This window comes from Nitratidesulfovibrio vulgaris str. Hildenborough, from assembly GCF_000195755.1.
Taxonomy (GTDB): domain Bacteria; phylum Desulfobacterota; class Desulfovibrionia; order Desulfovibrionales; family Desulfovibrionaceae; genus Nitratidesulfovibrio; species Nitratidesulfovibrio vulgaris.
Window position 1 is genome coordinate 400,794 of sequence record NC_002937.3, and the last position, 10,663, is coordinate 411,456.

The 10,663-nt window shown below is 64.7% G+C and carries 9 protein-coding genes and 1 tRNA gene; 7 read left to right on the plus strand and 3 right to left on the minus strand.

The annotated features are described in order from the left end of the window. Positions 1-36: 36 nt before the first annotated feature. Positions 37-1,110, minus strand: a complete 1,074-nt coding sequence (locus DVU_RS01730) for an iron-containing alcohol dehydrogenase family protein (RefSeq protein WP_010937660.1) — start codon at positions 1,108-1,110, stop codon at positions 37-39. A 595-nt stretch (positions 1,111-1,705) separates the two neighbouring features. On the opposite strand from DVU_RS01730, the gene DVU_RS01735 reads away from it, so the two are divergent. Continuing rightward, positions 1,706-2,611, plus strand: a complete 906-nt coding sequence (locus DVU_RS01735; RefSeq protein WP_014524220.1) for a YbaY family lipoprotein — start codon at positions 1,706-1,708, stop codon at positions 2,609-2,611. A 123-nt stretch (positions 2,612-2,734) separates the two neighbouring features. Here DVU_RS01735 and DVU_RS01740 read toward each other — a convergent pair whose 3' ends face one another. Then, the gene (locus tag DVU_RS01740; protein WP_010937662.1) at positions 2,735-4,558 is read right to left on the minus strand and encodes a sensor domain-containing diguanylate cyclase; all 1,824 of its coding nucleotides are present in this window, start codon (positions 4,556-4,558) and stop codon (positions 2,735-2,737) included. A gap of 120 nt (positions 4,559-4,678) precedes the next feature. On the opposite strand from DVU_RS01740, the gene DVU_RS01745 reads away from it, so the two are divergent. Then, positions 4,679-5,254 carry a DNA-3-methyladenine glycosylase I gene (locus DVU_RS01745; protein WP_010937663.1) on the plus strand — a complete coding sequence of 192 codons (576 nt, stop codon included), beginning with the start codon at positions 4,679-4,681 and terminating at the stop codon, positions 5,252-5,254. A gap of 53 nt (positions 5,255-5,307) precedes the next feature. Then, positions 5,308-6,183 carry a class I SAM-dependent methyltransferase gene (locus DVU_RS01750; protein ID WP_014524221.1) on the plus strand — a complete coding sequence of 292 codons (876 nt, stop codon included), beginning with the start codon at positions 5,308-5,310 and terminating at the stop codon, positions 6,181-6,183. Positions 6,184-6,258: 75 nt separating this feature from the next. Here DVU_RS01750 and DVU_RS01755 read toward each other — a convergent pair. Continuing rightward, a tRNA-Thr gene (locus DVU_RS01755) sits at positions 6,259-6,334 on the minus strand. A 214-nt stretch (positions 6,335-6,548) separates the two neighbouring features. Here DVU_RS01755 and DVU_RS01760 point away from each other — a divergent pair. The 4 genes from DVU_RS01760 to ilvN all read left to right on the plus strand — a co-directional run bounded on the left by DVU_RS01760 (position 6,549) and on the right by ilvN (position 10,617). Beyond that, a complete protein-coding gene (locus DVU_RS01760) occupies positions 6,549-7,292 on the plus strand; it encodes a class I SAM-dependent methyltransferase (RefSeq protein ID WP_010937665.1) in 744 nt (247 codons plus the stop codon). A gap of 282 nt (positions 7,293-7,574) precedes the next feature. Next, positions 7,575-7,901, plus strand: coding sequence for an IscA/HesB family protein (locus DVU_RS01765; RefSeq protein WP_010937666.1), 327 nt, complete (start codon positions 7,575-7,577; stop codon positions 7,899-7,901). Positions 7,902-8,597: 696 nt separating this feature from the next. Then, positions 8,598-10,289 (plus strand): acetolactate synthase large subunit, encoded by a 1,692-nt coding sequence (gene ilvB, locus DVU_RS01770; protein ID WP_010937667.1) that lies wholly within the window; start codon positions 8,598-8,600, stop codon positions 10,287-10,289. Beyond that, the gene (gene ilvN / locus DVU_RS01775) at positions 10,270-10,617 is read left to right on the plus strand and encodes an acetolactate synthase small subunit (RefSeq protein WP_014524222.1); all 348 of its coding nucleotides are present in this window, start codon (positions 10,270-10,272) and stop codon (positions 10,615-10,617) included. Before ilvB ends, ilvN begins: the two co-directional genes overlap by 20 nt. Positions 10,618-10,663 lie beyond the last annotated feature (46 nt).

The window sequence follows — 10,663 nt, forward strand, 5'->3', positions numbered from 1 at the left end:
GTGTCCCCCCGCGACCCGGTATGCGTGGACGCGCCGCTACATGGCCTTGAACAGGGAGATGACCTTCTCGCGGGTGAGGATGTCGCGGAAGCCGGGGCCGAGGGCGTTGGTCAGCGGCTTCTCGTGCACCACCGACGAGGCGACGAGGGACTCGTACTGCGCGTCGGTGAGGTTCGCGCACAGCCCCTTGGGCAGTGTGACGCCCTGACGTTCCATCATGGCCACGAAGTGCTTGTGGTCTTCGGGGTAGAACTCTTCGAGCACGCTCATGGCATGGCAGTTGGCGATGCCGTGGTGGGCGTGCAGCACCACCGAAAGACCGGCGGAGATGGGATGGATGACGCCCACGTTGCCTGCGCTCATGCCGCCGAGGTACGAGGCTATCATCATCTTCTCGAGATTCTCGTCGCTCATCATGTCGTCGGAGAGGAAGATGTCGAGGCACATGCCCACGGCCTTCTCCGCCAGCGCGTCGATGATGACGTTGCGGTAGCTGCCCCGCAGCGACTCGATGCAGTGCATGTAGGTGTCCATGCCCGTGTAGAAGTACTGGTCGCGGGGTACGGTGCGGGTGAGTTCAGGGTCGAGCAGCAACTGGTCGTACATGGTGAAGTCGCTGTTCATGCCCAGCTTGATGCCGCGCTGCACGTTGGTGAGCACGCAGGTGCGCGAGCATTCGGCCCCGGTACCCGAAAGGGTGGGTACGCCTATCTTGTAGACGGCGGGGAACTTCACGAGGTCCCAGCCCTGATAGTCTTCGGCCTTGCCGGGGTTGGTGAGCATGTTGGCCACGGCCTTGGCGGTGTCCAGCACGGCACCGCCGCCGATGCCCACCACGCAGCAGGGCTGGCGGTCGTCGTCGGCGCGTATCGCGGCGGTGAAGGCGTCGATGTCGGTGGTCTTGGGTTCTTCGGTGGTGTCGACGAAGTGCAGCTGGTCGCCCTGCTGCATGGGCAGACGGTCTATGAGGTCGTGCCCGCGGAAGAAGTGGTCGACGAAGAAGACGACGGGGCCCTTTTCGGCACGGCGTTCCGCCAGCAGGTCGCCCAACTGGGCGAACGAGCCTTTGCCGAAGACATAGTAGGGAACGTTCTTTGTATTGCGGTACATGCTGCAAACTCCTGATGGTTGCGAGGGGGTGGGCCGCAGTGGTGCATTCTAGGGACAATCATCGATGCGGGCAAGCGCACCCTGCGTCGTTCACTGGATGTTGTCGTGACGTCGCGTGCGGCGTCGTGCCTGCCGGGTGGCAGGTACGCATTCCGGTTGTCTCGGTGATGTGCTGTGGGATGGGGGCATGGCCTTCGCCCCTCCGGGGTGGCGTCGTGGCCCGATGTCTCTCCGGGTCGTCCAGACCGCCGGAGAGATGGAGAAGATGTCTGGACGGCGCACAGATAGGGAGAAGCGGTGATGAAGTCAATGCCCCCTGCGGGGCCGCGTCGGACGTGGCTTGCAGGTCGTCGGTCATGGAGTCGGTCAGGGATGCGGAGAAGGGCTGTCTTGTGGATGGACGGGGTGATCGTCCGGCGTATGGGGGGCAAGACAACGGTGCGTGTGCGTGCTATGGAAAAATCGTCTTGGCCGACATCTTGCGCGATGTCCTGCCCGACATCCTGCCCGATGTCCCGTCCGGTGTTTTGCCGGATACGTGCCCGATGCCCTGCGGCATCCGGTCATACCGTACCATACAACCATGGAGCGACACATGTTCCTACGCCTGTTCGCCTGTGCCGCGACTTCGCTCTTCTGCCTCGTGTCCACAACGGCCCAGTGCGGCCCGGTTCCAGCCTCGGTCGTGGAAAAACCCGCGCTTGCGTCCCCCATGCACATGCTGGCCGTGGACGGTACCGTCTCATACCGTGAGCGTATCGCCCTGCCGCCCGGCTACACCCTTGTGGTGCGCCTGCTCGATGTCAGCCGGCAGGACGCCCCGGCCACGGAGGTCGCCCGCGTCGAGCTTTCCCCCGACAGGCAGGTTCCCGTGCCCTTCCGGCTTGAAGTCGAGGAGGCCCGCATCGACGAACGCATGACCTATGCGGTGGAGGCCACCATCTTCGTGGACGGACAGCGCCGTTTCATCACCGACACGCTGTATACCGTCCTCACGCGGGGCAAGGGGCATCGGGTGCACCTCGTTCTCGTGGGTGCCGGTGTGAACAGGGTCCCTGCCGCGACGCCGAAGTCCTTCGTGTTGCCCGATGGCGGGGCGTCTCCCGTCACAGGTGCGGCCACACCCCCGCAGAAGCCGGAACACGGGGGCGATGGCGCACAACCCGTGCCCGTCGTGAATGACGGGGCTTCGCCGTCGGCCCCGGTGGATGCCGGGGGCGTCAAGCCCGGCCAGCCCGGCCAGCCCGGCCAGCCCGCCGTCTCGCCCGCCACCCCGCCGTCCCCCGAAAAGCAGGGGGAAGGGAAGGACGGTACAGCCGTGAAGGACTCCGAAGCGAAACAGGGCGGGGGGGCTTCACCGGTTCCGGCTACGCCCACAGGCGAGCCCGCCGCTCCCGAAGGCACATCCGGGGCCGTCCCGCCTCCTGTTCCCGCGTCGTCCGGCACTCCCGGTACGCCCCCCGGTACGCCCCCCGGTACGCCCGGCACTCCCGCCCCCTAGGCCGCCCGGGCAAGACCCCGCGCATGTCCCACTGTGGGGGTCTCGTGTCTCCGGCATCGGCTCGCTGCGGCACAGCGGGCCGGGTGTCTCGCCTTTGGCGTGACCTTTACGCTGGGTGTGTCCCTAGTCTCCCGCCCTGGACGGCCCTGCGAAGGCCATGCGATTCTTGCCCTCCGCCTTGGCCCTGTACATGGCTTCATCAGCCAGTCGTAACAGGGACGGGGCGTCGTCGGCGTGTTGGGGGTAGAGGCTTGCCCCGATGCTCGCCGAGACGGAACAGGGGATGTCGGTACAGGTGAACGCCGGGGCCATGATGGAGAGGATGCCCGCACCGATGCGTTCCACCGCTTCCTTGCCTGCGACATCCCAGAGGAGGACGGCGAATTCGTCTCCGCCAAGCCGTATGGCGATGTCCGTATGCCGTAGTCTGCGGCGCAGACGCCCGGCGACCTGCTGGAGAAGGGTGTCGCCCACGGCATGACCGTAGGTGTCGTTCACGGCCTTGAACCCGTCGAGGTCGATGAAGAGCAGCCCCAGTGTCCTTCCGTCTTCAGCCGCCCGTGTGAGCATACGGGGGAGCATGTCCTCCATGTGCGCGCGGTTGAAGAGTCCGGTGAGCGGGTCGGTCACGATGCGGCGGGTGAGGTCCATCTCCGCCAGTTTGTGGGCAGTGATGTCGTGGGCCATGCCTTCCACGGCGGGTGGGGGACCGTCCTCCTCCGGCACGGAGTCGACGGGCCACAGGGCCAGTGAAAGCCACACCGTCTGTCCGTCGTCCCTGCGCACCCGGACCTCGAAGGGGGCGGGCGGGGCACCCGTGCCGAGCCTGTGCAGGGCTGCATCCCATGCCTCGCGCCCTTCGGCGAACATGTCCGGCAGGTTGAGGATGTTCTGTGCCCTGTTCGCATCGGACGACTCGTCATCGTCCGGCGCAACGCATGTGAGTTCGCCCCTCTCGCCGGAAGACGGCGCAACCTTCAACCCCAAAAGCTTGCACATGGCGGGGTTCGATTCCGTGATGTACCCTTCGGGGGTGACGGAAAAGAAGCCGTCCGAGGCGTTGTGCACCAGTGCCCGGATGCGCGCCTCGACCCGGCGCAATGCGTCCTCTGCCTGTTTGCGACCGGTGATGTCGGTGATGATGCCGACAAGACCCCGTGCCGTGCCCTCGTCATCCACGACAGTTGCCTTGTCGAAGAGCACATGGCGCAAGCCGTGAGGTGTTGTGAACGCTGACTCATAGCGCTGGCTTGCTGGGCCCTTGGCGTCAAGGAGCGCCTGGTCCATGCTGTGGTAGACGGCAGCGAGGTCGGGAGGTGCGATGTCGTCGGCGTTCTTGCCTTGCAGGTTCTCCGGGGTAAGGCCGAGCATGTCGCTGAAGGCATGGTTGAACAGCGTGTAGGCTCCGTTCATGTCCTTGAAGAAGAGCGGGCAGGGAAGGGCATCCACCACGTTTTGCAGGAAACGGTGGGCGTCGCGGAGTCCCTCCTTGCGGTGATCCAGTTCCGTGACATCCATGACCCACCCCTCGATGGTCTTCATGGCGTTGTCGATTCGCAGGTGCAGGATGCATGCACGTTGTGCATGTCCCGGACGCTGCAGATGGATGACGTCGGTCGTCATCTCGCCAGCTTGCTGCAGGCGTTGAAGGATGTCGTCGCGGGCAGTCGGCGAGGCATAGAGGTCGCGCGGGGTCTGTCCCTCGATCATGGCGCCTGCGTCAGGCCAACCGAAGAGGTGTGCGAGACTCGTGTTGGCGTAGAGCAGGTGCTCGCCGTCCAGCGTGCTCCGGAACACACCCACGGGCAGGTCGTCGAAGAGGACGGGTGGCGTGTCCGGCTGCGTGTCCGGCGATGCAGGTCTCGGGCGGGCGCGCCGCCGCCCCAGCCGTACGCCTACGACGACTGCGACCAGGGCAATGATGGCGGTGAGTAGGCTTTCGGGCATCGTTCGTGTCCGTGTGCTGCTCGGCACGGCTTGCGCGGTGCCTCGTGGGTGATATAGCGTCCAGTATACCCTGTCGTTCCGGCGGCGGCTAGGGGCGTATGCGATAACTGCGGAGGGGCCATGACCGAACCGTTCCGGTGTCCGTGGGCACGAAGCCCTGAAGAAGTACTTTACCACGATACGGAGTGGGGCGTGCCCAGTCGTGACGACAGGGTCCACTTCGAGTTTCTCATCCTTGAGGCGGCGCAGGCCGGATTGAGCTGGCTGACGGTGCTTCGCAAGCGTGAGGGGTATCGCCGTGCCTTCGCCGCGTTCGACCCCGAAGCCGTGGCCCGCTTCGGCCCTGCCGACGTGGCACGGCTCATGGCCGACGCGGGCATCGTCCGCAATCGCCTCAAGATAGAATCGGCCATCCATAACGCAGGGCCTTTCCTGCGTCTTGCCGAGCGACACGGTTCCTTTGCGGCGTGGTTATGGGACTTCGTGGATGGGCGACCTGTCGACGGTCGGCGGGAGAGTCTCGCCGACGTCCCCGCCACGACGCCACTCGGCGAGAAGGTGAGCAGGGCACTCAAGGCCGAGGGGTTCCGCTTCGTGGGGCCCACGGTGGTCTACGCCCATTTGCAGGCCACGGGGCTCGTCAACGACCATCTCGTGACCTGCTTCCGCCATGAGGCGGTGGCAGGGCTTGCGTGAGGGCGCAACAGGTGTTCAACCCCGTCGGCAGGCGGGTGCACAATGAGGCTGGCATGACAGACCCCCGGTACATGGCTCTATTGCTCGACATCGCCGCCCGCAAGGAACGCGGGGCCCTTCTCGAAGTGGACGACCCGTACCCTTGGCAGCCCCGCCCTCGCTGGGGGCATGGCAATGCCCCTCATGCCGCATTGCGCGACCTGTTCGATGCGCGGCGCAGCGAGTACATCCCCCTGCTTGATGCCATGGTAGCCCATGCCGGACGGTTCGCCGCCATACGGAGAGACTTCGATGCCTCCGCACCGCATGAACCGCACTGGGACAACGGCTGGCTACCCTCACTGGACGGCATGTCCATCTACACGCTGCTGGCACAGATGCGTCCGTCACGCTTCGTAGAGGTGGGGTCGGGCAATTCGACACGGTTCGCCGCACGCGCCATACGCGATTGCGGGCTTGCCACGCGCATCGTCTCCATCGACCCTGCCCCGCGTGCCGAGGTTGACAGGCTGTGCCATGAGGTGGTGCGTGCCCCGCTGGAGAACGTGGATATGGCGTTCTTCGACACCGTGACGGCGGACGACCTCGTCTTCGTCGACTGCAGCCACAGGGCGCAGCAGAACTCCGACGTGACGGTCTTCTTCCTTGAGATGCTGCCCCGGTTGCCCGTCGGGTGCGTTGTGGGCATCCACGACATCTGCCTGCCGCTGGACTACCCGCCGGGGTGGGAGGGGCGCTACTACAATGAACAGTACATGCTGGCGACGCTGCTTCTCTTCGGGGCGGAACGCTTCAGCCTGCTGCTGCCGGGGTACCATGTCTCCACGACGCCCGACCTCGCCGCACGGCTTGCCCCCCTTGCCGCCCTTCCGGGGCTTGCAGGGCTGCCCTGCGCCGGGAGCGTGTTCTGGATGCGGAAAAGGGCGTGATGCCCTGCCCGATGTCCGCCCGCGCTGCACGCCAATGCGAAAAGGCCACGGATTTCTCCGTGGCCTTTCTATTCATGGAGCCCATGAGCAGAATTGAACTGCTGACCTCATCCTTACCAAGGATGTGCTCTACCGACTGAGCCACATGGGCGTCGTGCGACGGGATTCCGTCGGGCGGAGGATGAGCTAGCTTTTTTTGTCGTGACCGTCAACCCCTTGGCCGTCCATACCATTCACTGAAACGGGGATGGAGCGTGCAACGGAGTGGTTTCTGTCATATGGCATATGAATTGCTATCGTTTTGCCGGTGGCGACACCCCGTCGTCCCTTGTCTGACAGCCAGCGCCACTCTGCCGGGAGATGCCATGGAACAGGGCTTCGATGCACTCGATTTCACGAGACTTGAACTGATGCGTAACGCCGAAGTGACAAGACTTGCCGAAGCGGACTATCTCGAACGCGAAATCCTTCCCGGACTCGGGCTGAACGGGGAGAAGCTGCACCAGTTTCCTGCCCATCTGCACACCTTCTGCGGGCAAGGGTTGCGTTCGTGGCAATACCCCAATCAATTCGGGCGATACCTTGCCACCATCGCACGTTTTCCAGTGCAGACCTATGTCGAGATAGGCGTGCGGCATGGCGGGACGTTCGTGGTGACGCTCGAATACCTGCGCCGTTTCAATCCCCTTGTGCGAGGGCTTGGCATCGACATCTTCAGGTCGCCCGCCCTCGAAGCCTACCGCGAGCACAATCCCAGGGCCGCCTTCCTGCAAGTGGACAGCCGTAGCGAACGTTTCCGGCGTCTTGTGGACGACTATCCGGTCATAGACCTCGCCTTCATCGACGGAGACCACTCGTTCGATGCCGTGCGGAGTGATTTCGCCCTTCTCCATGGCAAGGCACGGCTCATCGGCTTTCACGACATCGTCAACGACGATGCGCCGGGTTGTCCGGAGGCATGGCAGAGCATCCGGTTCGAACATGCCCGCGACTATGTCTTCATGGAGTTCACGGAACAGTACTTCGATACGGTGCGCCATAACGGCATGACGTTCCTTGGCATCGGCCTCGCCATCAGACGCGACACGCTTCCCGCCGCGCGGGCATGACCGCGCAACGCGCCGGAAGTGCAGGGTGATAGATACAGTCGATGCACAGGGTCTCTCCGTATCATGGCAAACGATTGGTCTTCGGGCTTTTGCTGTCCTACCTGTGTGCTTGTCTCGGATGTCGTGCGAACCGCATCTGTTCCGCTTCTGCCCGGCTGATGAGACAGGGAGCCTCGCTTTCGCCGAAGTCTCCCGACAGTACCGGTACGAAATCCCGGCATCCGGCGGTTTGCAGCCGTGTCGCAGATGCCGTGAGGACATGCATCACCAAGGAGACAGGTCATGATCAATGTCAGCGAAACCGCGCTCAAGGAACTTGAGGCCTATTTCACCGATCACGAACGCGAACCCATCCGGGTCTACCTCGCCCCCGGCGGTTGTTCCGGGCCGCGCCTTGCGCTCGCCCTCGACAAGCCGGGCGATGACGACCTCACCGCAGATGTCGCCGGGTTCACCTTCTGCATCAACAAGGCCCTGTTCGAGAAGGTGGGCAAGGTGTCCATCGATATGGGCGGTATGGGCTTCTCCATCGCCACCGAGATTCCCCTGCCAGCCCCTGCGGGCGGTGGTTGTTCCGGTTGCGGCAGTTCCAGCAGCTGCTGCGGGTAACATCGCCTGCCTGCGTGCCATGGCGGATACGTCCGTTGCGGCGCATCTACGGAATCAGCGCCCGGTGGCTTTGCCGCCGGGCGTTTCGCGTATGCGTGGCCCCTGTTGTTGCACTGCCGGTCTGCAACGGCTTCGTTCGCGACGTCCCCGTCTGTGGCTTCTCGGCCATGGCTTTCCTGCACGGCCTTCTCCCGCCCCCCCCCCCCGCTTGCAGCCTCCCAGCCCACCACGCGTCAGGGCCTGTGACCTGTGCGGGGGATGCAAGGCCCCCGCAGCCACAGGTTTCATCATGCACGCAGGCACTTCAGTCCGGCTGCTTCAGGGGACCACTAGGCGACCCCATGCCCTCGCGACAAGTGTATAGATTGGTTGCACAATCTTGAACTTTACGCTTGACCTCATGAATTGAGGGGCCTATGAGCAAAGGGTAATCAATCTGTCACGAGGTAGATACCCCCATGCGTACCACCACTACGACCCGGCAGCCCGCTTGCTTCGGCAAGGCCTTCGGCCTAGCTGCCCTCGTAGTATGCGTAGTACGCGTAGTACGCATCGCGTCGTGACGGGGCCCAGCTAGCAGCAAGCAACAGCAACCCCCGCCGGCGCGTGTCGGCGGGGGTTTTCGCATCCAGCGAAAGCACAGGTTCAGAGCACCCTCGCCGGAACGGCCGGTGGACAGACCGCAGGAGGTCGTCCATGTACCGTATGTCTGGCGCGGAGCTCGTCATCCGCCTGCTCGAACGACAGGGGATAGACTGCATTTCGGGCATTCCCGGCGGGGCCAACCTGCCCCTCTACGACGCACTGTCGCACAGCAAGCGCATCCGCCATGTGCTGGCCCGTCATGAACAGGGCGCGGGCTTCATCGCGCAGGGCATGGCCCGTTCCACCGGCAGGCCTGCCGTCTTCTTCGCCACCTCCGGCCCCGGGGCCACCAACACCCTCACCGCCATCGCAGACGCCAAGCTCGACTCCGTGCCGGTCATCTGCATCACGGGGCAGGTGCCACGCAGCATGATAGGCAGCGACGCCTTTCAGGAAGTGGACATCTACGGCATGAGCATTCCGGTGACCAAGCACAACTTCCTCGTGCGTTCGGTCGAAGACCTCCTCACCGTCATCCCCGAGGCGTTCCGCATCGCCACATCGGGCCGTCCCGGCCCGGTTCTCGTGGACATCCCCAAGGATGTGCAGACCGCTGAAGTCGCCTTCGAGGCGTGGCCCGAAACGGGGGGACCCGACCCCGCCGAGGCCCCGGACATGGAAGGGCTCGCCCGTGCGGCACGTATGCTGGCAGAGGCCGAGCGTCCCATCCTGTTCATCGGCGGTGGCGTCGTCGCCTCGGGGGCGGGGGAGGTTGCGCGCGTGTTCGCCGAACGCACGGGCCTGCCCACAGCCATGTCGTTGCTGGGGCTTGGCACCCTGCCGCCCGAACATCCGCTCACGCTCGGGATGCTGGGTATGCACGGGGCACGTTGCACCAACATGCTGCTTGAAGAGTGTGACCTGCTCATGGTGGTGGGGGCCCGTTTCGACGACCGCGCCACGGGCCGCATCGAACAGTTCTGTCCGCACGCGTCCATCATCCATGTGGATATCGACCCCAGCGAAATCGACAAGCTTCGCACGGCCCATGTCGCCATCACCGGGGATGCCGGTCGAGTGCTCGAAGCGTTGCTGCCCATGCTGGAACCCGTCGACAGGAAGGCATGGCACGGGCATGTGGCCCGCATGAAGGCGGCGCATCCATTGCTCACTCCCGGCGCGGACGACCCTCGCACGCCCTATGGACTTGTGACCTGCACCGCCGCCTGTCTCGACGATTCGGCCATCATCGCCACCGACGTGGGGCAGCACCAGATGCGTACGGCACAGGCCTACCCCTTGCGGCGTACGCGCCAGTGGCTCACCTCCGGCGGGCTGGGTACCATGGGGTTCGGTCTGCCAGCAGCCATCGGCGCGGCCCTCGCCAACCCGGAGCGTACGGTGGTGTGCTTCACGGGCGACGGCAGCCTTCAGATGAACATCCAGGAACTCGCCACCGCCGCCGAGACGGGGGCCAATGTGAAGATCGTGCTGGCGAACAACAACGCCCTCGGCCTTGTGCAGCAACAGCAGGATCTTTTCTACGGCAGGCGCATCTTCGCGTCCGACTTCACGCACCGTATCGACTTCGTGCGCATCGCCGAGGGGTTCGGGGTGCCTGCGGTGGACCTCGGGCGGAGTGCCGACCCCAAGCGTGACCTCGCCCGCGCCCTGCGCGCCAAGGGGCCGTGCCTCATCCATGTCCCCGTGGCCGTCGAGGAGAACGTCTACCCCATGGTCCCGCCCGGAGCAGCCAACACCGAGATGATAGGAGGAGAAGCCCATGCGCCTGCCCACGCCTGATGACATGAACGGAGCCGCACCCGCCGCAGGGGGCCTCATCGCCCTGCGGCTCACGGTGAACAATCACCCCGGCGTCATGACGCACATATGCGGTCTCTTCGCGCGCCGTGCCTTCAACGTCGAGGGCATCCTGTGCATGCCCGTCGGCGAGGGGACGAGCCGCATCTGGCTGCTGGTGAACGAGGACGAGCGCCTCGAACAGATGATCCGTCAGGTGCGCAAGCTTCAGGACGTGCTGGAAGTGCTGCCCTTCCCGGCGGACATGAGCGCGTTCACCCGCCTTGAGGACAGCATGAAGGTATGGGAGAGCGGCGGCTGCCGCCTGTGACGACGGCAGAGCGTGGCGCGGCGGTTCCCGTTGCGGGCCGCCGCGC